General features: G+C 52.9%; 27 protein-coding genes and 1 riboswitch. Of the genes, 12 read left to right on the top strand and 15 right to left on the bottom strand.

Annotated elements, in window-relative coordinates; translation table 11 throughout:
• Positions 1 to 80 precede the first annotated feature (80 nt).
• On the top strand, positions 81 to 887 hold the full coding sequence (locus tag ACWWFX_RS21620) for a PhzF family phenazine biosynthesis protein (protein ID WP_473224754.1): 807 nt from the start codon (positions 81 to 83) through the stop codon (positions 885 to 887).
• Here ACWWFX_RS21620 and ACWWFX_RS21615 read toward each other — a convergent pair.
• From ACWWFX_RS21615 to ACWWFX_RS21590, 6 genes are all read right to left on the bottom strand, one after another.
• Complete coding sequence (locus tag ACWWFX_RS21615) at positions 871 to 2151, bottom strand: SLC13 family permease (protein ID WP_473224753.1); 1281 nt, start codon at positions 2149 to 2151, stop codon at positions 871 to 873. The genes ACWWFX_RS21620 and ACWWFX_RS21615 overlap by 17 nt on opposite strands.
• Positions 2152 to 2163: 12 nt before the next feature.
• A complete protein-coding gene (locus tag ACWWFX_RS21610) occupies positions 2164 to 2634 on the bottom strand; it encodes a NanQ anomerase/TabA/YiaL family protein (RefSeq protein ID WP_473224752.1) in 471 nt (156 codons plus the stop codon).
• On the bottom strand, positions 2631 to 3800 hold the full coding sequence (locus ACWWFX_RS21605) for a sialidase family protein (protein WP_473224751.1): 1170 nt from the start codon (positions 3798 to 3800) through the stop codon (positions 2631 to 2633). The genes ACWWFX_RS21610 and ACWWFX_RS21605 overlap by 4 nt, the downstream gene beginning before the upstream one ends.
• A 35-nt stretch (positions 3801 to 3835) precedes the next feature.
• On the bottom strand, positions 3836 to 4594 hold the full coding sequence (locus tag ACWWFX_RS21600) for a TerC family protein (protein ID WP_473224750.1): 759 nt from the start codon (positions 4592 to 4594) through the stop codon (positions 3836 to 3838).
• A 71-nt stretch (positions 4595 to 4665) separates the two neighbouring features.
• Positions 4666 to 5553 carry a dihydrodipicolinate synthase family protein gene (locus ACWWFX_RS21595; protein ID WP_473224749.1) on the bottom strand — a complete coding sequence of 296 codons (888 nt, stop codon included), beginning with the start codon at positions 5551 to 5553 and terminating at the stop codon, positions 4666 to 4668.
• Positions 5554 to 5556: 3 nt separating this feature from the next.
• Positions 5557 to 6714: an iron-containing alcohol dehydrogenase gene (locus ACWWFX_RS21590; RefSeq protein ID WP_473224748.1), complete on the bottom strand. Its 1158-nt coding sequence runs from the start codon at positions 6712 to 6714 to the stop codon at positions 5557 to 5559.
• Positions 6715 to 6881: 167 nt separating this feature from the next.
• Between ACWWFX_RS21590 and dtnK the strand changes: the two genes are divergently transcribed.
• The 3 genes from dtnK to ACWWFX_RS21575 are packed head-to-tail and all read left to right on the top strand — an operon-like array spanning position 6882 to position 9859.
• The gene (gene dtnK, locus ACWWFX_RS21585) at positions 6882 to 8117 is read left to right on the top strand and encodes a D-threonate kinase (RefSeq protein WP_473224776.1); all 1236 of its coding nucleotides are present in this window, start codon (positions 6882 to 6884) and stop codon (positions 8115 to 8117) included.
• Positions 8110 to 9096: a D-threonate 4-phosphate dehydrogenase gene (locus ACWWFX_RS21580; protein WP_473224747.1), complete on the top strand. Its 987-nt coding sequence runs from the start codon at positions 8110 to 8112 to the stop codon at positions 9094 to 9096. Before dtnK ends, ACWWFX_RS21580 begins: the two co-directional genes overlap by 8 nt.
• A gap of 1 nt (position 9097) precedes the next feature.
• A complete protein-coding gene (locus ACWWFX_RS21575) occupies positions 9098 to 9859 on the top strand; it encodes a DeoR/GlpR family DNA-binding transcription regulator (protein ID WP_473224746.1) in 762 nt (253 codons plus the stop codon).
• Here the strand turns inward: ACWWFX_RS21575 and ptrR are convergent.
• Positions 9856 to 10731, bottom strand: a complete 876-nt coding sequence (gene ptrR, locus ACWWFX_RS21570; protein WP_473224745.1) for a putrescine utilization regulator PtrR — start codon at positions 10729 to 10731, stop codon at positions 9856 to 9858. The two genes, ACWWFX_RS21575 and ptrR, sit on opposite strands and share 4 nt — an antisense overlap.
• Before the next feature lie 104 nt (positions 10732 to 10835).
• Here ptrR and sad point away from each other — a divergent pair, with 104 nt between their 5' ends.
• From sad to mqo, 8 genes are all read left to right on the top strand, one after another.
• The gene (sad, locus tag ACWWFX_RS21565; RefSeq protein ID WP_473224744.1) at positions 10836 to 12221 is read left to right on the top strand and encodes a succinate-semialdehyde dehydrogenase; all 1386 of its coding nucleotides are present in this window, start codon (positions 10836 to 10838) and stop codon (positions 12219 to 12221) included.
• 207 nt (positions 12222 to 12428) lie between these two features.
• Positions 12429 to 12581 (top strand): Hok/Gef family protein, encoded by a 153-nt coding sequence (locus ACWWFX_RS21560; RefSeq protein ID WP_253897738.1) that lies wholly within the window; start codon positions 12429 to 12431, stop codon positions 12579 to 12581.
• Positions 12582 to 12744: 163 nt separating this feature from the next.
• Positions 12745 to 13671: a glutaminase B gene (gene glsB / locus ACWWFX_RS21555; RefSeq protein WP_456145543.1), complete on the top strand. Its 927-nt coding sequence runs from the start codon at positions 12745 to 12747 to the stop codon at positions 13669 to 13671.
• Positions 13671 to 14036: a DUF4186 domain-containing protein gene (locus tag ACWWFX_RS21550; protein WP_276224112.1), complete on the top strand. Its 366-nt coding sequence runs from the start codon at positions 13671 to 13673 to the stop codon at positions 14034 to 14036. Before glsB ends, ACWWFX_RS21550 begins: the two co-directional genes overlap by 1 nt.
• 78 nt (positions 14037 to 14114) lie before the next feature.
• A complete protein-coding gene (locus ACWWFX_RS21545) occupies positions 14115 to 14642 on the top strand; it encodes a GNAT family N-acetyltransferase (protein WP_473224743.1) in 528 nt (175 codons plus the stop codon).
• 113 nt (positions 14643 to 14755) lie between these two features.
• Entirely contained in the window at positions 14756 to 16207 is a 1452-nt protein-coding gene (locus ACWWFX_RS21540) for a tagaturonate reductase (RefSeq protein WP_473224742.1), read from the top strand.
• A gap of 222 nt (positions 16208 to 16429) precedes the next feature.
• Entirely contained in the window at positions 16430 to 17344 is a 915-nt protein-coding gene (locus tag ACWWFX_RS21535; protein ID WP_276224120.1) for a bestrophin family protein, read from the top strand.
• A 475-nt stretch (positions 17345 to 17819) separates the two neighbouring features.
• Positions 17820 to 19475, top strand: coding sequence for a malate dehydrogenase (quinone) (gene mqo / locus ACWWFX_RS21530; protein WP_473224741.1), 1656 nt, complete (start codon positions 17820 to 17822; stop codon positions 19473 to 19475).
• A 141-nt stretch (positions 19476 to 19616) separates the two neighbouring features.
• On the opposite strand, the gene ACWWFX_RS21525 is transcribed toward mqo, so the two are convergent.
• The 8 genes from ACWWFX_RS21525 to lysC form a co-directional block, all read right to left on the bottom strand.
• A complete protein-coding gene (locus ACWWFX_RS21525; RefSeq protein WP_473224740.1) occupies positions 19617 to 20552 on the bottom strand; it encodes an ABC transporter substrate-binding protein in 936 nt (311 codons plus the stop codon).
• A 22-nt stretch (positions 20553 to 20574) separates the two neighbouring features.
• Complete coding sequence (locus tag ACWWFX_RS21520) at positions 20575 to 21297, bottom strand: ABC transporter permease (RefSeq protein WP_473224775.1); 723 nt, start codon at positions 21295 to 21297, stop codon at positions 20575 to 20577.
• 26 nt (positions 21298 to 21323) lie between these two features.
• Positions 21324 to 22064, bottom strand: a complete 741-nt coding sequence (locus tag ACWWFX_RS21515; RefSeq protein ID WP_473224739.1) for an ABC transporter ATP-binding protein — start codon at positions 22062 to 22064, stop codon at positions 21324 to 21326.
• The gene (gene tenA, locus ACWWFX_RS21510) at positions 22061 to 22744 is read right to left on the bottom strand and encodes a thiaminase II (RefSeq protein WP_473224738.1); all 684 of its coding nucleotides are present in this window, start codon (positions 22742 to 22744) and stop codon (positions 22061 to 22063) included. The genes ACWWFX_RS21515 and tenA overlap by 4 nt, the downstream gene beginning before the upstream one ends.
• A gap of 64 nt (positions 22745 to 22808) precedes the next feature.
• Positions 22809 to 22911, bottom strand: a riboswitch (TPP riboswitch).
• Positions 22912 to 22989: 78 nt separating this feature from the next.
• The gene (lysM, locus tag ACWWFX_RS21505) at positions 22990 to 23433 is read right to left on the bottom strand and encodes a peptidoglycan-binding protein LysM (protein WP_015964406.1); all 444 of its coding nucleotides are present in this window, start codon (positions 23431 to 23433) and stop codon (positions 22990 to 22992) included.
• 85 nt (positions 23434 to 23518) lie between these two features.
• Positions 23519 to 24847: a glycoside hydrolase family 10-like protein gene (locus ACWWFX_RS21500; protein WP_327622010.1), complete on the bottom strand. Its 1329-nt coding sequence runs from the start codon at positions 24845 to 24847 to the stop codon at positions 23519 to 23521.
• Positions 24848 to 24912: 65 nt separating this feature from the next.
• A complete protein-coding gene (locus ACWWFX_RS21495; protein ID WP_015964404.1) occupies positions 24913 to 25191 on the bottom strand; it encodes a VF530 family protein in 279 nt (92 codons plus the stop codon).
• 100 nt (positions 25192 to 25291) lie between these two features.
• Positions 25292 to 26653: a lysine-sensitive aspartokinase 3 gene (gene lysC, locus ACWWFX_RS21490; protein WP_473224737.1), complete on the bottom strand. Its 1362-nt coding sequence runs from the start codon at positions 26651 to 26653 to the stop codon at positions 25292 to 25294.
• Positions 26654 to 26908: the final 255 nt, after the last annotated feature.

The raw sequence follows: 26908 nt of genomic DNA, 5'->3' as shown, positions 1-26908 counted from the left end.
CCGTGATTTTTTTCTCATCAGACTGCCGCAGTCCGCAGATTTGTGTCATTTTAACGATTGAACAGCGACAGGAGATCACAATGCGGGAAATTGATATTTATCTGGTGGATGCGTTCAGTGAGCGTCCGTTTGAAGGAAATGCCGCAGCGGTGTGTGTTCTTGAGAGCTGGTTGCCCGATGCATTATTACTGAAAATGGCCCAGCAGCATAATCAGTCAGAAACCGCATTTGTGGTCCAGCAACCGAGTGGTTTTGAGCTGCGCTGGTTTACCACCCGCCAGGAAGTCAACCTGTGTGGGCACGCGACGCTTGCCACGGCGCACGTTATTTTTCAGCAACTGCATTACCCGGAACGCACAATTCGCTTTGAAACCGCATCAGGTCAACTGACGGTCACGCGCGATGGCGAATGGCTGACGCTTGATTTTCCGGTAGGCGAGACGCAACCCGCGACACCGCCTGCCGAGATGCTTGCCGCGCTGGGGATTACGGAGTATCTGAATGCACGTAAAGGCCGCGCCTGGGTTATTGAACTGGAGAGTCGTCAGCAGGTTGAGGCGGTGACGCCCAATATTAGCGCCATGAACCCCGGAGAACACAAAGTGGCGATTACTGCACGCGGCGACGGCGCGTATGATTTTGTCAGCCGATTCTTCTCGCCGGGTGAAGCGGTATGGGAAGATCCGGTAACCGGCTCATCGCATACTATGCTCATTCCCTACTGGGGCGAAAAACTGGGCAAAACGCAAATGCTGGCGCGTCAGGTTTCCGCACGCGGCGGCGATGTACGCTGCGAATGGCAAGGGAATCGGGTACTGATGGGCGGGAAAGCGTCCCTTTATTTGAAAGGAACGCTTTTTTTGCCTGAGGTTACATTGGGAAGATAAAGACAGCGCCTGCGCATAGCGCCAGAATGCGGATGAAGTACATGGGGATGGTGAAAATCCAAAATTCGGACATTTTGTATTTGCCCATTCCCATAATCATTGCTGGCATACCGTCGATAGGCATATAGCCGCCGTTCCAGCCTGATATCGTTATCGCAACAGCAGCTGCCATTGGGCTTATACCTAACCCTGTACAGGCGGCAATGGCAATAGGGCCGAAAATGAAAATAGAGCCTATTGTTGAGCCGGTGAAGGTAGAGCAAGTACTGGTTAATAACGCCAGAACAAGAATAAAGATGAACGGTGAAACGTTTGTTCCCAGAACCCCGGCTACAGCGTTACCGATCATCGCCGTCACACCTGTTCCCGCGAGCGCGTCAGCAACACCGATAACACATGCCGTCATGATAATAACGGGAGCGCCCATATTATCGCGTACTTCCTTAAAGTCGAGGACGCCGATAATCAGTAAAAAACCTCCCGCCAGGCCTGGAATAATATAAGCAATATCGCCTAATGTGCTGATAAGCATCATGCCAACGACGCTGACGAAAAAAGCGCCGACAGTGCATTTTTCCTTCCAGGCAGGAAGAACATCTGCTGCATTTTCTGATTGCGATCCATTATTCTCAACGGTGTCCGCAGTAGGGTGGGTTGGCAAAAAGCGGTAAGCAATTAAACTCCATGCAAAATATGCCACTGACATGATTAGGTTAACCAGGGCAAATTTGATCATCGAAATTTCCTGGTTGATACCTGATGACTGTAATACGGATACAGTGACACCAAAAAGTAACGCCACATTAATCGGAATTAGTGGGTGATTAGTGGCAAAACCCAGAGGCATAACAAGTTTTGAGGTCGGTAGCTTCTGGCTATAAGGCAGTGATGCGATAAGCGACAGGATTAGCACGTAATATCCCGTCGCACCCGTACCCGCAAGGCTCGCGCCAAGCATGACGATCATCAGCAACAGTATATAGCTTTTAAAACCCCCGCGATTCAGATGTGACATCATCGCGGTTTTAATGCCCATGATAAGTTGTGTTTTTTGCAGCCCGGCCATTACCACCATAAAACCAGCAAGCATAATAACGGTTGAGTTAACAAAACCGGCGAAGGCCTGTTGGATTGTGGATACCTTGCATAACACCAACAGTAAACAAGCAAGCAAAGGCGGCGCACCAAAGGGAAGTTTGTCCGACATGATCAGCACGATCATCAGAACCAGTATTCCTAGCGCCAACATCATTTCCATTGTCATTTTTTTCTCCTTTTAGGCTTCCAGCATGTCGCGCGGCACCTTAAAGACCGCTTTGCGTACTGATGTGGTCGTATCAATTGCGCACAGCGCCTGATGAGGTTCTTCTGGCATAAAGACGGCGAAATCACCGGCGTGTAGGGTAATGGCGACACTGTTTTCAGGGGATGGGGCGATAAACAGATCGGGCTTACGTTCTTCATCGCCTTCGCGAGCTACTGGCCGCGTTCCCGCATTAATGCCTTCACACCCAGCGATCACCACCTGAATATCGGCCCACAGATGGTGATATTCCGTATGACGAAGATCGGCCGGTTGCGTGTCTGAAGTACCCAGCATGCAGAACCACCGACATCCTTCGGGCTGCCAGCGACCATCCTCCCTGGCTGATAGCGCCAGCAGTGAACACTCCGGGCGAAGCAAAATGTGTCTCACCCCGGCGGGAAGCCCCGCCTGCGACAAATGGTTGAGATTACCAATAATCATGATGCCTGCCCCTTAACCCACTCAGGGGAGATGCGCACGTACTTGATAGCCTGTCGCCACCAGGTGTAAGCGATATGCAGAGAACCGTCCGGGCTTTGCTTGATGCTGGGGTAGGAGAACTCGCGATTTAGCTTTTCCAGCGAATTATTGGTCATGCAGTAGCCGTCGCCTTCATCGAGATTGCGCCGCCACGGCCAGCTTTTACCTCCATCGGCGGAAATCGCCACCGTCATTGGCGCGCGAGGTGCTCCCCAGAACGCGGAACGCCCGACGGCTGTTGGCTCTTTGCGGTTGTCGTCGCCGTCGTCGATTTCGTCATACAGCGATGCGCGACGTTCCACTGCGCCTGCCGCACTCATTGCGTTGTACACCAGCGCCAGTTCGCCGCTGGCAAGTGTTGTTACCTGAATAGACGAATTGTTGTTTGGCAGTTCAGTTGCTTGCGGCACCGACCAGCTCTCGCCCTGGTCCACAGAATGGCTGATGTAGATGTTGTCCGCCCAACGGCTGCGGAAGAGGGCAACCAGCTTACCGTTATGCAGCGGTGTAATATTCATATGAACGCAGCCAGGGCTTTGCGGTACCTCGACATCGCGCCAGGACTGGCCGCAGTCAGCGGAAATTTTTACCGCGCTGATATCATCATTACCAACCCATTTTTCGCCGGGCTGAGTCCGGCAATAAAAGATGGGCAGCAGCCAGTTGCCGTTATCAAGAACCGTGATCGGCTGGCGAATGAACGTGCCAGGTTTATCGAGCAGAGTAGCGATCTCGCCCCAGGTTTGCCCAAGGTCGTGAGACTGACGATAGCGGACAATGGCGGTATCCTGATTTCCTGAGAGTTGTGCCGTCCACAGCAGCCACAGCACGTTATCCGGCGCGAGAAACAGAACGGGGTTCTGCTCTGAACGTGTGTCATCATGGGAAAGTTTGACCGCATCACGCCACTGTGTTTCGCCAGCAGGCAACCTCGATCCCCAGACTGAAATATCGGCAATACCTTCCTGCGTCCCTCCAAACCAAACGCACATTAACGCGCCATCGGGCAGAGGAAGAATATTTGCCGCGTGATTTTGTGGGCAGGACGAAGGCAGCATAGCGGTATGAACATGCGTATCGGCCTCTGATGGGCGGATGACGCCATCACGAATAAGGGTTACAGACATAATTAGACTCCATCTTAAATAAAGTGATGTATTTATTAATGCGAGTGCGATTCATGGATTTCGGTCGATGCCGAAATCTTCTTGTTTTTTTTGTCACGAAAAATATTGAGTGTTTCGACGCTTAAAGAGAAAAATATCGCGAAGTAGAGATACTCTTTGGCAATATGTACGTTAACGCTATCCGCGACCAGCAATACGCCAACAAACAATAAAAAGGTTAATGCCAGTATTTTAATTGACGGTGTGGCGTTAACGAAATCACCAATGGTTTTCGCCGCAAACATCATGATGCCGACAGCAATCATGACGGCGGCAATCATGATGAAAATATGCTGTGACAGGCCGACAGCGGTGATCACCGAATCCAGGCTAAACACGATATCCAGCAGCATAATCTGCACAATGGCGCTGCACAGCGAGAGCTGCCGCGATCCGCTGCCATGCTCGTCTTCCTGCGCGGGCGACAGCTCTTCGCGGATCTCCTGTATCGCTTTATAAATCAGGAACAGCCCGCCCCCGAGCAGAATCAACGTGCGGAAGGAAACCTCCAGCGCGAACATCGTAAAAAGCGGCTGGGTAATATGTGAAAGCCACGCAATGGATATCAGTAATAATATCCGCATAATCATTGCGCAGCTTAACCCCAGTTTACGCGCCAGGTTTTGCTGCGATAACGGAAGTTTTGCCACCACCAGTGAAAGAAAAATAATATTATCCACCCCGAGAATAATTTCCAGAAAGGTGAGGGTAAGTAAAGTGAGCCAAATATCTGGCTGCAATAACCACAGGAGCATGTGTTAATCCCTTCGTCTCTTTAATCTAATCTTTATGGCAACAGGTTGGCGAGCTGGATAATATGATTATTTTATTTAATATTATAATTGCGAATAATTTGTTTAATCTCGCTGAGTTGTTCCGGTGTGAAATTAACCGCGTAGCGGCTATCACCCACCTCATGCCCCATGAGTTGCAACGCTTTTTTCACCGCTGCCGGAGAAAACGCCACGTTATAGAGATCGGTACGCAGGCCCGTCACGCTTTCCTGTGCCTGATAAGATCCTTCAATATCACCAGCATGGAAGCGAGACCAGATAGCATTGATTTCCCGCGGCGCGACGTTGGCGAGTCCGGAGATGCAGGCTGAGCACCCCTCGACAAAACCTTTATGGATTAGCGAATCAGGGCCGTTGAGCACATTAAAGCCGTCGATGTCGCGCACCGCATCGAGAAAACCCTTCAGACTTTCGTAGCTTCCGGCGCTGTCTTTAATCCCAATGATATTGGGATGCGATGCCAGAGCGCGCGCGGTTTCCGGTTGAATCGTATTGCCGGTGCGGGCCGGGATGTTATAGAGAAACATCGGAATGCTCAGAGCGTCGGCAATCGCGGTGTAATGCGCTATCAATTCTTCTTGTTTCAGCGGTACGAAGAACGGGGTAATGACCGATACCGCATCAACGCCCAGTTTCTCAATCTGCTGGCCCAGACGAATTGTTTCACGCGTCGAGATCTCACCAATGTGCGCCACGACCGGTGCGCGGCCAGATACTTCATCCACGCAGGTTTGCGTAACGCTGAGTTTTTCCTGCTCGTTCAGCACAAAAAACTCGCCGTTGGTGCCGCCGCAAAAAATCGCGTTACCGGCCTCCAGCTGGCGATTAACCTGTACTTTTAACGCCGAAAGATTCAGGTCACCCGACGCGGTAAACGGTGTGACGATGGCGGTTAATACACCTTCAATAGTTCTCGGCATGATTTACTCCTTAAAGTGATGTTGCGGAAACAGCGTTTGGTAAATGGCCTGCACGTCCTGCTGATTCAGCTGGCAGGGGGCATTGTTCATCAGGCGCTTCACGTCCAGTGCAGCCTCACTAAGAGACGCAATATCTTCGGGCGGTACGCCAAGATCCGCCAGATTGTTGGGCAGCTTGAGTTGAATGACTAATGCCTGTAGCCAGGCCACCAGGGCGTGAGATTTCTCTTCCGCGGTCAGAGAGATATCCGCATCGGGAATGCAATCCCAGACCTGGGCAAATTTCTCAACCGCGTAAGGGCGTACGACGGCCATGCATGGCGCCAGCAAGATGGCATTCGCCACGCCGTGCGGCAGGTGATATTTCCCACCTAACGGGTAGGAGAGCGCATGGACCAGGTGCGTGCCAGCATGAGTAATGGCGACACCGCCATAGTAAGACGCCCACAGCATCTCGAGCTTGGCGCGCAGATCATGAGGATCGTTCACGGCAGGCTGAATGTGCCGGAAAAGCTTATTCAACCCTGTCAGGGCGGCGTTATCGCTTATTGGGTTTGCCACAGTGGCGGTAAAACACTCCAGTAAGTGACAGAGTGCATCGATACCCGTGGACGCCGCGATATGCGCAGGCATGCTGGTGGTCAGCTCCGGGAAAAGGGCGACATAGTCCGGTAGCAGTACGGGGGAAATGATGCCCACCTTGGTGCTCTGCTCCGGAATGGCCACAATCGCGTTGGGCGTGGCTTCCGAGCCGGTTCCAGCGGTTGTAGGAATCAACCACGATTGCACCCGCTGCACGGGTTTTTCACCGGCAAGCAGCGCATCCAGTCCTGGGGATTGTGGATGACAAAGCACCGATAGTAGTTTTGCCACATCCAGCACGCTGCCGCCACCGACACCGACCACCACATCAAAAGACGCATTGCCGAGAGCGACCATTTGCTGGCGAACATCATGATGCGTGGGCTCTGCGGGTACATTATCGATAACGCTAACCTGCGGGCAGCTCTTTTCCATTAAGGCGCGGATCTGCTGCACGCCGTCGAGCTGCGCAATATTACGATCTGTGACCAGCAGCAGTTTCCTGATGCCGGGTAAGAGCGATGTCAGGGAAGGGATAGCGCCTGCGCCGCTCAGTATTGTGCTGTTGATGGTTACCACTTACTACCTCGCTTTCATGATTGAATTCAATCAAACAAAAATCAGTCATCTACGTATTATGGCCTAATTTTATAATTTATCCGGGTGGTTAATAACTTGAGCTTGCTCACATTTAATCAAATGTGATTGAATATAATCAAGCTCATCATAAACAACCCGGAGTGATGATGGAAAAGGGAATCAGTGAACCGCGCATTCTCGTTGTTGCCGATGATTTCACAGGGGCTAACGATGCAGGGGTGAGCCTGGCACTGGCGGGGCATACGGTCGATGTGGCCTTTGAAACGCCTTATCGCGGTGATGCCAGCGTATGGGTGATTAATAGCGACAGCCGGGCGATGGATCCTGAGCAGGCAGCGAAAAAAATGTCCTCACTGATGGGCAATATCCGCATACCGCAAAAAACACCGCTCATTATCAAGAAGATAGACTCCACGCTGCGTGGCAATATCGGTGCTGAAATTGATGCATTGATGAACGCCTGTGGCGTAAAAGGCGCAGTTGTCGCCCCGGCATACCCGCTGGCAGGGCGTACCACCGTTGACGGAGAGTGCCGGGTGAATGGCGTTCTGTTAACAGATACCGAATTTGCCAGCGACCCGAAAACGCCCGTTACGCGTGACCGTGTGGCAGACATTATTCAGATGCAGACGGCCATTTCGTGCCGCTCTGTCACGGTGTCTGACCTTGGTCATTTCGCCCGCGAGCAGTCCTGCATTGGCGTGGTGGATGCGCAGACCGATTGCGACCTGGATCATATTGTTGAGGCAGTGATGCAGGCCGAACAACCGCTATTGCTGGTGGGCTCCGCCGGAATTTGTGATGCCGTTGCCCGGCGTTTGTCTGTCACCCCGCCACGTCGCGTGCTGGCCATTATTGGTTCTATGAGTGAAATCGCTCAACGGCAGATCGCCACGCTTAACACGCATCCCCGCACCACGCGCATTCACGTCGATGTGGACAATATTCTGGCGGGAGACATTCAACGTTATGAAACACGCATTGTGCAGGCGTTGAGCCAGGGAGAGCACTGCATTGTTCACACCTGCAACGATTCTGTGGCGAGGCACCATATCGACGCGCTTTGCCTGCGCAGGCAGTTGGATCGTACTGCGCTTGGCGAAAAGATTTGCCAGTTTCTCGGCGAACTCACCCGGCAGGTACTGCTTCGCACAACGCCCGATGCGCTTTATCTCTCAGGTGGTGATGTTGCAATGGCAACGGCCAGCGCGTTAGGCGCGAGCGGGTTTCGTATTACGGGGAAGGTGGCGCAATGCGTTCCATATGGGCACTTTCTGGGCGGCGACTGGTCGCGTCCTGTGATGACAAAAGCAGGTGGATTTGGCGATGAGACTACATTGCGTCAGGTACTGAATTTTATCGAGGAGAGAATGAGTGAATAATATTATTGCAGTAACCATGGGTGACCCGGCAGGTATTGGCCCGGAGATCATTATTAAATCCCTGAGCGATGCCGGGCTTTCTGGTGCGCCGGTAGTGGTGGTTGGGTGCGTTCAAACGCTGCGGCGTATACTCGCCATGAATATTACTCCGCAGGCAGTGTTACGCGTTATCGATAGCATCAGTGACGCAATGTTTAAGCCCGGTGTTATCAACGTGATTGACGAGCCCCTGGAAAACCCGGACGCATTGATGCCTGGCGTTGTGCAGGCTGCTGCGGGAGATTTAGCCTACCGTTGCATTAAGCGTGCCACGGCACTGGCGTTAGCGGGGGAAGTGAAAGCGATCGCCACTGCGCCATTGAATAAAGAAGCCCTGCATCTTGGTGGCCACAACTATCCGGGCCATACGGAATTACTGGCGCATCTGACGGGTAGCAAAGAGTATGCGATGGTGCTCTATACCGATAAACTCAAGGTTATTCATATTTCGACCCACATCTCACTGCGCAGATTCCTGGATACGCTGAACGGTGACAGGGTGAAGACGGTCATTCGTGTTGCGAACCACTTCCTGAAACGCGTTGGCATTGAGCGTCCACGTATTGCTGTGGCTGGTGTGAATCCTCATGCAGGGGAACATGGTTTGTTTGGCTCTGAGGAAATTGAGATTATCGCGCCTGCGATTGAAGCAATGCAGGCCGAAGGTATCGATGTTATCGGCCCGTGTCCGCCGGATACTGTGTTTATGCAGTGCCACGATGGACTGTACGATATGGTGGTCGCGATGTATCACGATCAAGGGCATATTCCACTGAAATTGCTGGGTTTTTATGATGGTGTCAATATCACCGCTGGGCTGCCCTTTATTCGTACTTCTGCCGACCACGGCACTGCGTTTGATATTGCCTGGACAGGAAAAGCCAAGTCTGAGAGCATGGCTGTCTCCATCCAGTTAGCAATGCAGATTTCGCGGGAATAAAATGAAGGGATATAACCGGTTAGAGCAGATAATGGATTACCTGAAAAGCCACAATCTGGTCACAGTAGATGAGCTGGTGGCGGTAACCGATGCATCACCGGCCACGATTCGTCGAGACCTGATTAAACTCGATGAGCAAGGTGTTATCAGCCGCACCCACGGTGGTGTGACCCTCAACCGGTTTATTCCTGCCCAACCCACAACCCATGAGAAAATGCAGCGCAGCCTGGCAGAAAAACACGCTATCGCCAGTGCCGCTGCGTCGATGGTTAAAGCGGGGGATTCTGTCGTCCTTGATGCCGGTACGACGATGATTGAACTGGCTCGACAGATTACGCATCTACCGCTTCGCGTGATCACAAGCGATCTGCATATCGCCCTTTTTCTGGCAGAATTCAAGCAGATTGAAGTAACGATTATCGGTGGACGTATCGATGATTCGAGCCAGTCATGTATTGGAGAACATGGTCGTAAATTGCTGCAAAATACCTGGCCGGACGTGGCGTTTTTAAGCTGTAACGGCTGGGATCTTGAGAAGGGAATTACGGCACCCACGGAAGAGAAAGCTGCGCTGAAGCGCGATCTTATCGCACATGCTTCTCGCAAAATCCTGCTGGCCGACAGCTCTAAATACGGTGCATGGTCGCTGTTTAATATCGCGCATCTTAATGAACTGACGGAGATTATTACGGATAATCAACTTGATGGGCAGGTGCGTAGCGCGCTGACCTCTATGTCTACGCGACTAATCATCGCAGACTAGTCAGCTGACTCTGCGAACGGTTCATCCAGCAATTCAATAAACGCCTCTAACTGGCGGCTTTTCGCACCACGTCGCCAGACCAGCCATGTCGTCAGCCAGCGCCATTTCTCTGCCAGCGGCCAGGCCTCGACCTGATGATGTCCGGGCATACTTTCCAGCATACTGCGCGGCATCAACGCCAGACCGGCACCGGCTATCACGCAGGCCAGCATTCCATGATAGGACTCCATCTCATGAATTCTGCCGGGCGTTGCGTGATCCGCCTGAAACCAGCTCTCGAAATGGCGACGATAAGAGCAATTGGCCCGAAAAGCGTAAATACTCGTGCCGTTGACGTCGCTGGCGCGGGTAATTTTAGGGTGCCCATTCGCCGCGACGATCATCATCTCTTCCTGATAAACCGGCATGCCTTCCAGGCCTGGATGCATCACCGGACCGTCAACAAAGGCCGCACTCAGCGAGCCTTCTAAAACCCCGTCGATCATGGTGCCGGAAGGGCCGGTCGCCAGATCAAACTGAATTTTCGGGTAACGCTGGTTATAGCGCGCCAGCGTTTCCGGAATGCGAACGGCGGCGGTGCTTTCCAGCGCGCCAAGGGAAAATAAACCCTGCGGTTCATCTCCGGCGACCACCATACGGGCTTCATCGACCAGCGCGAGGATCTGCTGGCTGTAGCGCAGAAAACTGTGCCCGGCGGGGGAAAGACGCAGACGCTGGCTCTCGCGGATAAACAGTTCAACGCCCAGATCTGCTTCCAGTTGGCGAATACGGGTGGTGAGGTTCGAGGGAACGCGATGCACAACCTGCGCGGCCTGGGTAATACTGCCGGTTTGTGCGACGGCGTTGAACATCTCAAGCTGCGTCAGGTCCATGGTATTCTCAATTTGTGAATGGTGAGCTTAATATTATTCAGTTTTCATAAAGACAACAAGCGTCCAGAATGACAGCATCACATCACCGGATAAGAGAGAAGAGAATGACTTCACCTGCAACTCACGCGATTTCCATCAACCCGGCTAATGGCGAAACACTGTCGGCGTTGCCGTGGGCGACAACCGCACAGGTCGATGAATCTATCGCCCTTGCCGACGCTGGCTATCGCCAGTGGCGTAATACATCCGTCACTGCGCGCGCAGAGGCATTACGTGCTGTTGGCCGCGTTCTGCGTCAACGTGGCGAAGAGATGGCACAAATGATGTCACGCGAAATGGGCAAACCGATTGCTCAGGCTCGCGGAGAAGTCACGAAATCGGCCAGCCTTTGCGACTGGTATGCCGAGCATGGCCCGGCGATGCTGAACACCGAATCCACGCTGGTGGAGGATAACAAAGCCGTTATTGAATATCGTCCTCTGGGGCCGATTCTGGCAATTATGCCGTGGAACTTCCCGCTGTGGCAGGTGCTGCGCGGCGCGGTGCCGATTCTGCTGGCCGGGAATAGCTATCTGTTAAAACACGCGCCTAACGTTATGGGTAGTGCCGAATTGATCGGCAAGATCTTCAACGAAGCGGGACTTCCTGTGGGCGTTTTCGGCTGGGTGAATGCCACCAATGATGGCGTGACGCAGGCGATTAACGACGTACGAATCGCCGCTGTCACGGTTACGGGAAGCGTGCGTGCAGGCCGTGCGATTGGCGCTCAGGCCGGTGCCGCACTGAAAAAATGCGTTCTTGAGCTGGGCGGCTCCGATCCCTTTATTGTGCTGAACGATGCGGATCTCGATATCGCGGTGCAGGCGGCTGTTATCGGGCGTTATCAGAATACCGGGCAAGTTTGCGCTGCGGCGAAACGCTTTATCATCGAAGCCGGGATCGCGGATGCCTTTACGCGCCGATTTATCGCGGCAACCGAGCAACGGAAAATGGGCGATCCGCTGGATGAGCAAAACTATTTAGGCCCAATGGCGCGCTTTGACCTGCGTGATGAACTGCATCAACAGGTTCAGGCAACGCTTGCTGAAGGCGCGACCCTGCTGTTAGGCGGCGAAAAGATGGCCGGAAACGGTAACTTCTACGCGCCGACTGTACTGGGTAACGTCACGTCTGAGATGACGGCATTTCGTCAGGAGATGTTCGGCCCGGTCGCGGCAATTACCGTGGCGCGCGATGCCGACCATGCTCTTGAACTGGCAAACGACAGTGCGTTTGGTCTTTCCGCGACCGTTTTTACTGCCGATAACGCGCAGGCGCAACGCTTTGCCGAACAGCTCGAATGCGGCGGAGTATTTATCAACGGTTACAGCGCCAGTGACGCGCGCGTGGCTTTCGGCGGCGTGAAGAAAAGTGGATTTGGTCGAGAACTGTCGCATTTTGGTTTGCATGAGTTCTGCAACGTACAAACGGTGTGGAAAGACCGTCGATAATCTCGACAAAGGATTATTGATCAACGCGTAAACAGGGAAGGCGCGGCGTAAGATGGTTGTGGGTGCCTGAGGCTATCTGTCTCAGGCATTTGCAGGATGGCAGATAGAGAAAAGCCCCGAGTGATTTTTCAATCAACCCGAGGCCCCCTATATGTCAGCACATGTAGAGTGCCTCTTACAGACCGTAAGGTCAAGGAAAAGAGCGCTATGAAACAGTACAAAGGGATGTTACTGGCCCTGGTCATCATCTGTGTTTCCGCCAATGTGGCGGTGCTGGTAATGAGAAAAGATCTCTGTGAGGTCCACATCCGAACTGGCCAAACGGAGGTTGCTGTTTTCACAGCGTGCCGAACCATGTAAGAGCACCGGCGGGGAGCGATCCCCGCCACTCTTTGTGTGTCAGGCATATCCACAACGCACCCAATTTTTCCTCAGCCCGCTTCGTGCGGGCTTTCTTATGTTTCATCCATCATGCTCTGTTATACTTGCAGGCCGGAAATAGCCTGCGGGCAAGGAGTAGTAAGTGACTACGGTCATCGATAATGACATGCTGGCGTCGATTTTAGCCGACGTCAGGCCGCTGATTGGGCAAGGTAAAGTGGCGGACTATATTCCGGCACTGGCCCAGGTGAGCGGCAACAAGCTGGCGATTGCCATCAGCACGGTGGATGGCCAGCACTTCTCGGCGGGTGATGCCGACGAACGTTTCTCCATTCAATCCATCTCGAAAGTGCTCAGTCTGGTGGTGGCGATGAACCACTATTCGGAAGACGAAATCTGGCAGCGCGTTGGGAAAGATCCCTCCGGTCAGCCCTTTAATTCACTGTTACAGCTGGAAATCGAGCAGGGTATTCCGCGTAACCCGTTCATTAATGCGGGCGCCCTGGTTGTGTGCGATATGCTACAGGGGCGATTGAGCGCACCGCGCATGCGCATGCTGGAGATTATCCGCACCCTGTGCGGGGTGGCGGATATTACCTATGACACGGTAGTGGCTCGTTCTGAGTTTGAGCACTCTGCGCGTAACGCGGCGATCGCCTGGTTGATGAAATCCTTCGGTAATTTCCATAATGATGTGGCGACGGTGCTGCAAAACTATTTTCATTACTGCGCGCTGAAAATGAGCTGCAACGAACTGGCGCGGGCATTTTTGTTCCTGGCGAATCAGGGCCGGGCACCGCATATTCACCATCCGATTATTTCGCCGATGCAAGCTCGGCAGGTTAACGCCCTTATGGCGACCAGCGGCATGTATCAGAATGCCGGTGAATTTGCCTGGCGCGTTGGGTTGCCGGCAAAATCCGGCGTGGGTGGCGGTGTGGTGGCGATCGTGCCGCACGAGATGGCGATTGCTGTCTGGAGCCCGGAACTGGACGAAGCCGGTAATTCACTGGCGGGCGTCGCGGTTCTGGAAAAGTTAACGCAAAAGATTGGACGTTCAGTGTACTAATGGTTCCTCTCGATAATTTGTTTACACGTCTGGCGCGCTCGCCGTTTCGCAGCCGTTTTAAACTCGGCGTAAAAGAGCGGCAGTATTGCTATGACAAGGGGCCAGACGTTATCGACAGTCATGCGGCGGATTTTATCGCCTCCCGACTCGCCCCGGCGCAGCCAAAAAACGATGGCAAGCAAACGCCAATGCGTGGGCATCCGGTGTTTATCGCCCAGCACGCCACGGCAACCTGCTGTCGTGGCTGCCTGGAAAAATGGCACAATATTCCGGCGGGAACGCCGCTTGATGATGCTCAGCAACACTATATTGTCGGCGTCATTCACCACTGGCTGGTGATTCAAATGAATAAGCCGCAATCATAAGTAAATGCGATGACGGCACCTCTTGTGCCGTTACGCGCCGCCAGCGATAGTGACATGAAATTCACGAAGGAGAGTTTCATGAGCCCGTCTGTCACCCTGCGCACGCTATCGCGTGACGATATTCTGCTGTATCTCAACGATCTGACCGACATCCTGATTGACTGTGTAGAAGGTGGGGCGTCGGTGAGCTTTATGCTGCCTTTTAGCCGGGATAAAGCGCTGGCGTTCTGGCAGCGTACAGCGGCGAGCGTGGCGGCGAATGAGCGTATCTTACTTGCGGCGGTAGATGCGCAGCAGCGAATTGTCGGTACCGTCCAGCTTATTATCGATCAGCCTGAGAACCAGCCGCATCGTGCGGATGTTGCCAAACTGCTGGTTCATGAAGATGCCCGGCGTTTTGGTATAGCAAGTCAGTTGATGTTGCATCTGGAAACGGTGGCTCGTGATGCAGGCAAGAATGTGCTCGTGCTTGATACCGCCACGGGAAGCGGGGCGGAGACGTTCTACCAGCGTGCTGGCTGGCAAAAGGCGGGTGAAATCCCGCGTTATGCACTGATGCCAGCAGGGGAATTAACCGCGACCAGTGTGTTCTATAAATTCCTCTGAATTATGAATTAGTCCTCACATTTTGATCAAAACAGGGTTTCATTGTCTAAAAATCTGGTAAGTTATTACACCAATTCCACCAGGTTGTATGACTAATTAAAAAGGAAACGATTGTGAAGACTCTGAACCGCCAGGACTTCCCCGGTGCGCAGTACCCTGAACGTATCATTCAGTTTGGCGAAGGTAACTTCCTGCGCGCATTCGTTGACTGGCAGATCGACCTGCTGAACGAACACACCGATCTGAATGCCGGTGTGGTGATTGTTCGCCCGATTGCCAGTGATTTCCCGCCGTCACTCAGCACGCAGGATGGCCTGTACACGACCATCATTCGTGGTCTGAATGAGCAGGGCGAAGCCGTGAGCGATGCGCGTCTGATTCGTTCGGTTAATCGTGAAATCAGCGCTTATGCCGATTACGACGCTTTCCTGAAACTGGCACACAACCCGGATATGCGTTTTGTCTTCTCGAACACTACCGAAGCGGGTATCAGCTACCATGCAGGCGATAAGTTTGATGATGCGCCAGCCGTAAGCTATCCGGCTAAACTGACCCGTCTGCTGTTTGAACGCTACACGCATTTCAACGGTGCGGCAGATAAAGGCTGGGTTATCATTCCTTGCGAACTGATTGACTATAACGGTGACGCGCTGCATGAACTGGTGCTGCGTTACGCGCAGGAGTGGGCGCTGCCGGTGGAGTTCGTGACCTGGCTGAATGAGTCCAACACTTTCTGTTCCACCCTGGTTGACCGTATTGTTACTGGTTATCCGCGCGATGAAGCGGCAGCTATTGAAACGGAACTGGGTTACAAAGACGGCTTCCTCGATACCGCAGAGCACTTCTATCTGTTCGTTATTCAGGGCCCGAAATCGCTCGCCAGCGAACTGCGTCTCGACAAACTGTCGCTCAACGTGCTGATTGTTGATGACATCAAACCGTATAAAGAGCGTAAAGTCGCGATTCTGAACGGGGCGCACACGGCTCTGGTGCCGGTTGCCTACCAGGCAGGGCTCGATACGGTCGGCGAGGCGATGAATGACGCGGAAATTTGTGCATTCGTTGAGAAAGCGATTTATGACGAGATTATCCCGGTGCTCGATTTACCGCGCGATGAGCTGGAGTCCTTCGCCAGCGCGGTAACGGGGCGTTTCCGTAACCCGTATATCAAGCATCAGCTGCTTTCCATTGCCCTGAACGGGATGACGAAATTCCGTACCCGTATTCTGCCGCAACTGCTGGCAGGGCAGAAGGCGACTGGCAAACTGCCTGCACGTTTAACTTTCGCGCTGGCGGCCCTGATTGCGTTCTATCGCGCAGAGCGTAACGGTGAAACGTATCCGGTACAGGATGATGCGCACTGGATTGAACGTTATCAGCAACTGTGGGCGCAGCATCGCGATCAGCTGATTAGCACCAGTGATTTGGTGAAAGCCGTGCTTTCTGTGAGTGAACATTGGGAGCAGGACCTGACTCAGGTTGTCGGCCTTGTCGAACAGGTGTCACTGGATCTCGACGCGATTCTGCTTCAGGGAATGCGTAAAGCCGTTCAGCCTTTGTGCTAATGGCATGATAACCAGACCCGGCGATTGCCGGGTTTTTTATTCAGCACCATTAGTTACAACATACATATTTTATCTGTCTGTAATCCACACTGAAACATCGTGCGTCGTCATTTTTGGCAGGAATGAAAGGGGATTGATTATACGCGACAGCCGAGCAAACCGCTTGAATATGTGACCGCAATCACGTTTAATAAACAAGTTTTTAACTTAATCGATAACTCTATGATCGCGCGTCCTCATCAACACTGGCTGCCTCGCATTCTTGTCTGGCACGGCTCGGTGCTCCCCAAGATTTACTCTCGCTTGCTACTTAATTTCCTGCTCTCCATTGTGGTGATCGCGATTTTGCCGTGGTACACCTCGCTGGGTATCAAGCTCACCGTGGCGCCATTCAGTATTCTTGGTGTCGCCATTGCTATCTTCCTCGGCTTCAGAAATAACGCCTGCTACGCCCGTTATGTCGAAGCGCGTTTGCTGTGGGGGCAGTTGATGATTGCGTCACGCTCCTTGCTGCGGGAAGTCAAAAATACACTTCACGACGAACCCAATATTGCAGAGTTCACCCGGCTGCAAATCGCGTTTGTCCACAGCCTGAGGCTGTCATTACGTCGCCAGCCAGCGAAAGCGGTGCTGGCAAACTATCTTGATGACAACCAGCTGGCTCAGGTGCTGGCCGTTCAAACACCTGCAAACCGTATTCTTCTGATGATGGGAGAGTGGTTGGCCGTTCGTCGCCGTGAAGGTAAACTGTCGGACATTCTGTTTCACAGCCTGAATAACCGGCTTAATGATATGTCGGGTGTACTGGCCGGGTGTGAGCGTATCGCCAATACTCCCGTGCCTTTTGCCTATTCGCTGATCCTGCATCGCACCGTTTATCTGTTTTGCATCATGCTGCCGTTCGCGCTGGTTGTCGATTTGCATTATATGACGCCGTTTGTGTCGGTGCTGATCTCGTACACGTTTATCGCGCTGGATACGCTGGCGGAAGAGCTGGAAGAGCCGTTTGGCATGGAAGATAACGATTTGCCGCTGGACGCTATCTGCAACGCGATTGAGATAGAGCTACTGCAAATGAACGATGAAACCGTGATCCCAACAAAACTGACTGCAGATAAGCATTATCAGCTCACATAGTGCGCAAAAGTAAAAGAGGGGGACGCAGCCGTTTTTTATTGGCATACTCGTATTCATAACCTGCTGCGTTCGCCTTATGATGGTCACGCAGCATTAAGAAATCATTAAGGTTTTCCGTGTTAGATGGTCATAACCGGCATAAGGAGAATCAAAATGGAAAAAAGAATCGAAACCGCAGTGAACCTGATCATTTTCATTTCACTGTTTGCCACTGCCTGGGACTTATCGTTGGTCCAGGATTTCTCCTGGTAAAGCCTCCTGATTCACGCCCTCGTTCGTATCGAACGAGGGCAGCTCGCGACTTCCCCATCACGAAAATACCCAACAAACATTGCTGCCAATTTATTTAATTAAATAACTAAATAAATCTGTAATTATATAATAGTGCTAAAAATGTTATATGGATTTTAAAATATCGTAAAAATGCTTTACTATATTTATTCATGTTTCATCAATGCTATGTGATATTACTATTATGCCTGCAATTAAAAAGACAATTATCTCACTCACCTCTGTGGCGCTGTTTGTCAGTTCGGCAACCTGGGCTAATTCTGAAACCTCACAAAAAACCGATTTCCTGCTGATTGGCGGCGGTATTATGAGTGCTTCTCTGGGCACGTGGCTCCAGGAGCTGCAGCCAGACTGGAAGCAGGTCATGGTCGAGAAACTCGACGGCGTGGCGCTGGAATCCTCCAATGGCTGGAATAACGCCGGTACCGGTCACTCTGCGAATATGGAGCTGAACTATACGCCTGAACGTGCGGATGGTTCGATTGATGTCAGCAAAGCGCTGGATATTAACGAGCAGTTTATGATCTCGCGTCAATTCTGGACGGCGCAGGTGAAACGCGGCATTTTACGTGAACCGCACTCCTTTATTAATTCCACGCCGCATATGAGTTTTGTCTGGGGCGACACCAACGTTAATTATTTGCAAAAGCGCTATGATGCGCTGCAAAAAACCACTTTGTTCCAGGGGATGAAATTCTCCACCGATCACCAGCAAATTCAGCAATGGGCTCCGCTGGTTATGCAAGGCCGCGATCCGCAGCAGAAAGTGGCCGCGACCTGGACACCAGCCGGTACCGATGTGAACTACGGTGAAATTACCCGTCAGCTGATCGGCAGCCTGAAAAAAAGCCCGAATTTCTCTTTGCAAACCTCGTCTGAAGTGACGGAGTTTAAACGCAATGGCGATAACTCCTGGCACGTGACAATCAAAGATGTGAATAACGGTAAAGAGCACGCGATTGACGCAAAATATGTGTTTATCGGTGCTGGCGGCGGGGCGCTGAAATTACTGCAAAAAACCGGTATTCCTGAGGCTGATAATTATGCAGGCTTCCCGGTTGGCGGATCTTTCCTGATGACTGAGAACCCGGCTATCACCAAAGAGCATTTGCAGAAGGTCTATGGCCAGGCGTCCGTTGGCGCACCGCCGATGTCCGTACCGCACATTGATGCGCGTTTCATCGACGGTAAACGCGTGGTGCTGTTTGGGCCGTTTGCGACGTTCTCCACCAAATTCCTTAAAAATGGTTCGTTCTTCGATTTGCTGAGCACCACGACAACCAGCAACGTCATGCCGATGACGCACGTGGGGCTGGATAACTTTGATCTCGTCAAATACCTGATTAGTCAGGTTATGCTGAGTGATGATGACCGTTTTGCCGCGCTGAAAGAGTACTATCCGCAGGCGCGTAAAGAAGACTGGAAACTGATTCAGGCGGGGCAGCGCGTGCAGATCATCCGTAAAGATGAAGACAAAGGCGGCGTGCTGAAGCTGGGTACAGAAGTGGTTGTTGACCAACAGCGCACCATTTCTGCGTTGCTGGGCGCGTCTCCGGGCGCCTCTACCGCTGCGCCTATTACCCTGAACGTGATCAAGAAAATGTTCCCTGAACAGTTCGGTTCTGAGCAATGGCAGAGCAAAATCCGCGCGATCGTGCCGAGCTACGGCCAGAAGCTGAACGGTAACAGCGCGTTGACGCAACAGGTATGGGACGATACCGCTGCTACATTGCAACTGGTTAAGCCTCCGGTCATTCAAATGAATACCACCGAAAGTGACAATGTCACGCCTGAGGCAGTACAGCCGGAAGCGTCACCTCAGCATGATATGGCGCTGTAAAATTGCCTGATGCGCTGTGCTTATCAGGCCTACAACAATTCTGCAATATATTGAATTAGCGATATTTTGTAGGCCGGATAAGGCGTTTACGCCGCATCCGGCAATAACAAAGCGCACGTCGTTAGCAATCTGATGTACGGCTTACATAGCCCCGGTGGCATATTGCTCCACCGGGGTTATTTTTTTGATGAGCTTGTTATCAAATAAAAACTGCTCGTAATGCTCATAGCGGGCTTTATCCAGCTTTGCCGGATCTTGTGCAAAGAGCGGCAGCGTTTTCATCCATGCCTGCTGATTCAGTTCGGTATTAAGCTCAGGATGCAGGCTGGCGAACGTTTTCCAGCTTTCCTGCGGATGAGCATGCAGGTAGTCGCTGCCTTTTTTCAATGCCGCGAGGAATTTTTTAATCTTCGGTTCTCCAGCCGCGTCTTTATTTGCCACCAGAATCAATTCATCGTAGGCGGGTACGCCGTAATCCTCGACGTTAAACACCACCGGTTCTTTACCCTGAAGCTGGATCTCCAGCGCTTCGATGTTGCGATAGCCGCCAATCACCGCGTCCACTTTACCGGTCAGCAGGGCACTGGTTAGCTGGAAGTTAACGTTGATAAGCTTCACCGCATCCACTGGCGTATTGCTATGTTTCAGCATGGTATCCAGCGTCGCCTGCTCGATGCCACTGACGGAATAACCCACGCTCTTACCTTTTAAATCAGCCGGCGATTTAATGTTTTTATCCAGCGCAATTACCGTATTCAGCGGCGTATTGATGAGTGTACCCACCCGCATTAGCGGTAAGCCCTGGTCGGCAAAGAAGTGCAGCTGCGGTTGATAAGTAATTGCCAGATCGACCTGTTTTGCCGCCACCAGGCGCGGAGGAAGCGCCGGATCGGAAGGCGGGATAATCGTGACGTCGAGGCCTTCCTCTTTAAATGCGCCGATTTGCTGTGCCACCATCACGGGGGCGTGGTCCGGGTTGATATACCAGTCCAGCACCAGTGTGACTTTCTCAAGTGCCCAGGCGTTTGGCGAAAGGGTGCTGGCAATAATCAGCGCAGAGAGAGCAGGTTTTAGCATTTTTGTTGTCATCGTAGTTTTCTCAATGGTTATCCGGAACCCAATAAATCAGGCGATGTAACAGGGCATCGATGATCATCCACAGCGAGATGGTCATCAAAACGAGTATCAGAAGGGCGGCGAAGCAGATATCACTCTGCATGCGCGCGTTGGCGTTGAGCATCACGTAACCCAAACCTTCCGCCGAGCCAACCCATTCGCCAATAATGGCGCCGATGGGCGCAACGGCTGCCGCCATGCGCAGGCCGGAACCAAAGGCAGGTAGCGCGGCCATCAACTGCACATGACGAAGCAGTGTCCAGCGTGACGCCCCCATGGTGCGGGCCAGGTCGAGATAATCACCACTTACCCGGCGCAAACCGTCAAACAGAGCCGAGGTGACCGGGAAGAAGATAATCAGTACCGCCATGGTGACCTTGGCGCTCATGCCAAAACCAAACCACAGCACCAGCAGTGGGGCGAGGGCAAAGACCGGTATCGCCTGGCTGGTTAATACCACCGGCATCACCCAGCGCTGAAGACGGGGAGAAAAGACCATGCACAGCGCCAGAATCGCCCCGAGCAGTACGCCAATCACCAGGCCACTGCCGATTTCCGCCAGGGTAATCAACGTGTGCCAGCCGAGGTAACGACCATTATCGTGCAGGGCCTGAACTACCGCCGTGGGCGATGGCAGCAGGAATGCTGGAATAGAGCCGAGCGTCGCCAGCCACCATAACCCCACTAAGCCTGCAAACAGCGTCATCCCGCGCCAGATTCGTGATAAGAAAATCACTGTGCCCCCCGAATGAGCTGTTGCATAAGCTCACGTTGACTCTGGATAACCAGAGGATCGTCAAGTTCGCGTGGCGGCAGGCCAGCCATAACGTGGGAGTCATCGATGCCGCCAGGATGTTTCGCCAGAACCAGAATGTGATGACTCAGGCGGCAGGCCTCTACGGGGTCGTGTGTGATCAATAGCACGGTACGGTCAGCCAGCAGTTCCGCCGCCAGCGCCTGAATCGTGGCGCGGGTAATCGCGTCCAGCGCGGAAAACGGCTCATCCATCAGGACAATCGGCTGCTGTTCATAGAGGGTTCGGGCGATGGCGGCGCGCTGGCGCATTCCGCCGGATAACGTCTGCGGCAGGGCGTGGCCATAACTGCTTAGCCCCACACGCTCAAGCAGCTCTTGTGCCCATTGGCGATCGGCTTTTTCTCCGCGTAAACGCGCCCCCAGGCAAACATTCTGTTCAATGGTTAACCACGGATAGAGCAGATCGCGCTGCCCCATCCAGGCGATTCGGCCTGCGAGCGGGCGACCATGTTCATCCGCCACGCTACCCGATGTGGGTGCTGCCAGCCCGGCAACAATGCGCAGCAGGCTGGTTTTACCCGCACCGCTGGCACCCAGCAAGGAGACGAAATGCCCTGCCGGGATAGTCACGTTCAGGTTCTCGAATATTGTCTTATTGCCATAACGCAGCGTAAGGTCTGTTAGCCTGATCGCGGGGGATTCATTCACCGCCTTCATGATTTCGCGTTCAACCCCATCTGCCAGAACGCGCTTTCCAGCCGGGTGGCGGTGGTGAAGATAGATGAAAGTTCAGCGATACGGCCTTCACCACCGCGCTGAGCCGCCAGATTTTCAAATAGCGTCAGAGAGGCTTGTACGCCTGCCAGATAGCCCTCATCACCATAGTTGCGGATCCACGGCGCGTAAGGATTACCCTCAAAGACGGTTGCCGGATCGTTGAGCAGGCGCAGGCCGATTTCCGCATAGCCTGCCACGCACGGCATCAGTGCGGTGAGCAGATCAAGCACATCGCCTGAATGCCCCACATCCAGAACATAACGGGTGTAATTCACCGTTTCGGCGGCTTCTTCCACCTGCGTAACGTCGGATTCCGTTAATCCCCATTGCTGGCAGTAGCTGATATGCAGCGGCAGTTCGTTAAGAATCGCGTTCAGTGATGCCGTCGCCGCGCGCATTTCCGGCAGATTTTGCAGTTTGCTCACCAGCAGTGCGTAGGCGCGGGCGAAATGAACTAAAAACAGGTAATCCTGGGTGAGATATCGGCGGAACGCAGGTTCAGGCAGGGTGCCCGCACCTAACTGCTGGACAAATTCATGGGCGACATAATCGTGCCAGTGGTGACCCGCAAGCGTGCGAAGGCGTCCGTAAAGACCGGTTTCAAACAGGGGTAAAGACATGGGACCTCCAGTAATTAAGTGGAGATCCGGGCTCAATGAGGGAAGAACAGGAATTGGCTGTGTAAATAGATGGCTAACCCGTCCCTTCGCTGGCATGACCCAGATCAGGTTCTAAGGGTTCGGCTTGCGCCATCTCAGCCCATTTCTGGACACCCCTCGGACAGGAGGTTTTATACGATATTTTGTCTGTGAATACAACGAGGGGGGAACGCTTACCGGAATGACTTCCAGCAAGCGTGCGGTTATCAGGCTTTAGGAATACGTAAAGTCTGGCCGGGATAAATTTTATCCGGATGAGAAAGCATCGGGCGGTTGGCTTCAAAGATTTTATTGTACAGATTGGCGTTGCCGTATACGTTTTTGGAGATCGCGCTCAGCGTATCGCCGGATTTCACGGTGTAGTAGGTGGCTTCATCCGCACTATCGGCAGCGGTAATGTTATTCTCAACTTCACTGACTCCGGCAACGTTACCGACGGCGACCTGAATTTTCTCTTTCTCTTCCTGGGTTAGCCCATCGCCGGTGACGCTGGCTTTCCCGTCGACGACCGTCACCTGAACTTTATCCGCACCGGGAATATTGAGTTTCTTTAAATGCTCGGTGACTTTTTCGCCCTGGTCCTGATGCGAATCCGTCAGTTTATCCCACAGTTTTTCACCTGCTTCTTTCACGAAGTTAAACAGTCCCATATCCGTTCTCCAGTAAAGAATGTCAGGGTAAGCATAGCAGATGAGGTGCGCTACGCCGGGTTTGCGTAGCGCACAAAAGGCAGGATTAATGGCCCCAGCGGGTTTTCAGATAATTCACCGCCTGGCGGGTTTGCGGTTGATTGAGATTATCTTCGCGGAACAGGATCGTCCCGTTGATTTCCGGGATTGATTCATTGAGATCGATCTGCTTACTCAGCTCTGGTACGCCGCCATTCACCGCCCAGTCAGGTTCTTTTTTCGACGGTTCGCCCACTTTATACAGCGCCACGCCAATATAGAGTCGTGTTTTGGTCGGTTTCACCACATCCGCCCACCATTTTGCCAGCACATCATAACGCGCAGCGTCGCGGGCAAACGGCCAGTACAGCTGCGGGGCGATGTAGTCCAGCAAGCCTTGCTGCACCCAAAGGCGGGTATCAGCATAAGACTCATCGTAGGCGGCCGCACCGCGCGTATCCGACCCTAAAGGATCGTGCGAGCGGTTACGCCAGACGCCCGCCGGGCTTACGCCAAACTCGACGTCGGGCTTCAGCTGCTTAATGGTGCGTGAAACCTGCTCGATAAGCTGTTGCGTGTTATGGCGTCGCCAGTCGGCTTTTGACGCATATTGCTGGCCATACTGCCGCCAGGTCTGGTTATCGTTAAGCGTAGAGCCGGCAGTTTCGGTATAGAAGTAGTCATCAAACTGCACGCCATCGACCGGATATTTTGCCACCACTTCCGCCACAATACTGGTGATCCAGTCGCGCGCTTCCGGAATACCGGGGTCAAGCACAAAGCGATCGCTTGATGTGCGGATCCAGTCGCGATGCAGAACAAAAATACTGGCGGGTTGCTGTGAGAGCGTGCGATTAAGCTCGGCCACCGTTGACGGTTTGGTGTTGGTTGTTACCCGGTACGGGTTAAACCAGGCATGTACTTTCATGCCGCGTTTATGGGCTTCATCCAGCATAAACTGCAACGGATCGTACCCGGGGTTCTCGCCAATCTTGCCGGTTAAGGTATCGGACCACGGCAGAATTTTAGAATCCCACAGGGCGGTGCCATCGGGTTTTACCTGGAAAAATACGGTATTAATACCGAGTTGTTTCAGGTTATCGAGCTTTGCCGTCAGCGCTTCTTTCTGTTTATTGATACGAATGGCGGGGCTGCTGATATTGACCGAGTTAACTGGCGGCCAGTCGAGCCGCGAAACCGTGGCCAGCCAGATACCGCGCATTGGTTCATTACTCTGCTGCGTTTTACCGGCGGGCTTTGATGTGTTGCCTGGCGATGTAACAAGTGAACTCGGTGGCTTAGACGAACAACTGACAACAAGTAATGCCGCGGCAACCAGCGTGCCTAGTTTTTTAACCTGAGTGACCGGGGAGACGCCCCGCAAAGAGATGATCATAAACGCCCGTTTTCTACTAGTCCCTTGAGAGGCGATATTCTCTTACGATTTGCAGGGGAAGTGAATCAGATCTTATCGTCTCGCCCCTGCAACCACGGGTTAAATCCGCCATCCTGAGGTTCATCGTCTTCGAGGGAATCAAGATAGAGCGCTTCAACTTCCGCTCGGGCCCAAGGCGTGCGGCGTAAAAACTTGAGGCTGGATTTCACGCTAGGGTCATTCTTAAAACAGTTAATGTTCACCAGTTTGCCCAGTTTTTCCCAACCGTAGCGAGCCACCAGGGCATTAATTTGCATCTCCAGCGTAACGCCGTGCAAAGGATCTTTCGAATGTTGAGCGGTCATGGATATCCGATAAAGTGTGCGCAAAGAAGCGGGAAGGGTACAAGAAAGCGGGCACTGCGGCAATGAAATGAAAAGGGGCGTGAAACGCCCCTGATTACGCTTACTCGAACAGCCTGCGGTGTAATGCAACGACGGCGCTATCGGCAGTGTCGCCCGGCAACAGGAAGCTGAGATTATTATTGGATGCACCGTGGCAAATCATGCGTACCGCATGTTCGTCCAGTTCGGCGAAGGCATCACGACACACCCCCGTCCCCTGATGAAGCTGATTACCAATCAGCGTCACCAGCGCCAGCCCGGTTTCAATCTCAACCCGACAGTGGGAGGAGAGCGCCGTCAGCAGTGAGGTGGTTAAGGTGTGATCTTCCCCGGATGTCGCGCAGGTGGGATCGAGCGCAAGCGCAATGCTGCTTTCCGAGGTTGTGACCAGATCAATATCCACCTGATGCTGTGCCAGAATAGCGAACATCTCAGCAAAAAAGGCATAGGCTGGCTGCGCGTGCAGACTGTGCAATCTTAACAGGGTTTGCTTACGGCGAACGGCAATCGCACGATACAGCGGCGGATTCTCGGTCTCACGACGCACCAGCGTACCGCCGGCAGCGGTATTTTTACTGCAACCGACGAAGACCGGAATGTTTTTGCGCATCGCAGGCAACAGCGTTGCCGGGTGCAGCACTTTCGCCCCAAAGGCGGCCATGTCGCTGGCTTCGGCGAACGAGATATGGTCGATACGCTGGGCTTGCGGCACAACGCGAGGGTCAGTGGTGTAGATACCCGCAACATCCGTCCAGATATCGACGCGTGTTGCCTGTAGCGCTTCGCCCAGCAGGGATGCGGTGTAGTCGCTGCCGCCGCGCCCCAGCGTCGTGGTATGCCCGGCGCGATCGCTACCGATAAAGCCCTGGGTTATCACGATGGCCTGTTCGATACGCGAACGCAGGTGCATTTCCACCTGTTCGGCGACCTGACTGAGCTCCGGTTCCGCACAACCGTAAACGTCGTTGGTGCGAATCACTTTGCGCGCGTCAAACCATTCAGCCTGGGCCTCGTGTTCACGAAGCACTTCAGCAAACAGCAGGCTCGACATCAGTTCGCCGTGGCTCACCAATTCATCGCTTAATGCAGCCGATGGCGTTGCCTGCGCGGTTTCAGCAAGACGAGCAATATTTTCAAGCAGTTGATCTATTTCTTTACTGATAACCGTTGGCTGTTTCAGGCGGGAAATAATGTTGTACTGGATGGTGCGAAGAGTATCGATTTTATCCATACGGTCGCCGCTTTCCAGACCTTCAGAAAGCTCGACTAACAGATTAGTGACACCGGCGGAGGCAGACAATACGACCAGGCGTACCTGTTCGTCTGCAAGAACAATACTGGCACTGCGATTCATCGCGTCAAAGTCAGCAACGCTGGTACCGCCAAATTTGGCAACGACGAATTGTGGATAAATGCGTGTCATAACAATCTCATATCAGGGCGCCATAAAAGATGGCTAGAAAATTTTCATTCTCGGCATAAGGGAAGTGACTTCGCCTTACGAAATGTCCGCCCGCGAACATTTCTGGTGACAACCCAGGATAAACATCCCGTTGTCGATAACGTGTATGCCTCTTACGCGTTACCGGTGTGATGCGCATTAGTTCTTTTATTAGCGTGTAGTGCAAATAAGCGCGCCATAGTAAGTGATTTATCTTTTAGGGTCGATGTTTTTATT

This window comes from Pseudocitrobacter sp. 2023LY-00077 (assembly GCF_055796175.1).
Note: the sequence above shows the minus strand (reverse complement) of the source record. Positions and strands in the feature narration are given on the sequence as shown.

Bases quoted from the DNA above. Each gene is read 5' to 3' on its own strand.
- ACWWFX_RS21620 (WP_473224754.1), top strand. From the start codon at position 81: ATGCGGGAAATTGATATTTATCTGGTGGATGCGTTCAGTGAGCGTCCG.
- ACWWFX_RS21615 (WP_473224753.1), bottom strand. From the start codon at position 2,151: ATGACAATGGAAATGATGTTGGCGCTAGGAATACTGGTTCTGATGATC.
- ACWWFX_RS21610 (WP_473224752.1), bottom strand. From the start codon at position 2,634: ATGATTATTGGTAATCTCAACCATTTGTCGCAGGCGGGGCTTCCCGCC.
- ACWWFX_RS21605 (WP_473224751.1), bottom strand. From the start codon at position 3,800: ATGTCTGTAACCCTTATTCGTGATGGCGTCATCCGCCCATCAGAGGCC.
- ACWWFX_RS21600 (WP_473224750.1), bottom strand. From the start codon at position 4,594: ATGCTCCTGTGGTTATTGCAGCCAGATATTTGGCTCACTTTACTTACC.
- ACWWFX_RS21595 (WP_473224749.1), bottom strand. From the start codon at position 5,553: ATGCCGAGAACTATTGAAGGTGTATTAACCGCCATCGTCACACCGTTT.
- dtnK (WP_473224776.1), top strand. From the start codon at position 6,882: ATGGAAAAGGGAATCAGTGAACCGCGCATTCTCGTTGTTGCCGATGAT.
- ACWWFX_RS21575 (WP_473224746.1), top strand. From the start codon at position 9,098: ATGAAGGGATATAACCGGTTAGAGCAGATAATGGATTACCTGAAAAGC.
- ptrR (WP_473224745.1), bottom strand. From the start codon at position 10,731: ATGGACCTGACGCAGCTTGAGATGTTCAACGCCGTCGCACAAACCGGC.
- sad (WP_473224744.1), top strand. From the start codon at position 10,836: ATGACTTCACCTGCAACTCACGCGATTTCCATCAACCCGGCTAATGGC.
- ACWWFX_RS21560 (WP_253897738.1), top strand. From the start codon at position 12,429: ATGAAACAGTACAAAGGGATGTTACTGGCCCTGGTCATCATCTGTGTT.
- ACWWFX_RS21550 (WP_276224112.1), top strand. From the start codon at position 13,671: ATGGTTCCTCTCGATAATTTGTTTACACGTCTGGCGCGCTCGCCGTTT.
- ACWWFX_RS21545 (WP_473224743.1), top strand. From the start codon at position 14,115: ATGAGCCCGTCTGTCACCCTGCGCACGCTATCGCGTGACGATATTCTG.
- ACWWFX_RS21535 (WP_276224120.1), top strand. From the start codon at position 16,430: ATGATCGCGCGTCCTCATCAACACTGGCTGCCTCGCATTCTTGTCTGG.
- mqo (WP_473224741.1), top strand. From the start codon at position 17,820: ATGCCTGCAATTAAAAAGACAATTATCTCACTCACCTCTGTGGCGCTG.
- ACWWFX_RS21525 (WP_473224740.1), bottom strand. From the start codon at position 20,552: ATGCTAAAACCTGCTCTCTCTGCGCTGATTATTGCCAGCACCCTTTCG.
- ACWWFX_RS21520 (WP_473224775.1), bottom strand. From the start codon at position 21,297: ATGACGCTGTTTGCAGGCTTAGTGGGGTTATGGTGGCTGGCGACGCTC.
- ACWWFX_RS21515 (WP_473224739.1), bottom strand. From the start codon at position 22,064: ATGAAGGCGGTGAATGAATCCCCCGCGATCAGGCTAACAGACCTTACG.
- tenA (WP_473224738.1), bottom strand. From the start codon at position 22,744: ATGTCTTTACCCCTGTTTGAAACCGGTCTTTACGGACGCCTTCGCACG.
- lysM (WP_015964406.1), bottom strand. From the start codon at position 23,433: ATGGGACTGTTTAACTTCGTGAAAGAAGCAGGTGAAAAACTGTGGGAT.
- ACWWFX_RS21500 (WP_327622010.1), bottom strand. From the start codon at position 24,847: ATGATCATCTCTTTGCGGGGCGTCTCCCCGGTCACTCAGGTTAAAAAA.
- ACWWFX_RS21495 (WP_015964404.1), bottom strand. From the start codon at position 25,191: ATGACCGCTCAACATTCGAAAGATCCTTTGCACGGCGTTACGCTGGAG.
- lysC (WP_473224737.1), bottom strand. From the start codon at position 26,653: ATGACACGCATTTATCCACAATTCGTCGTTGCCAAATTTGGCGGTACC.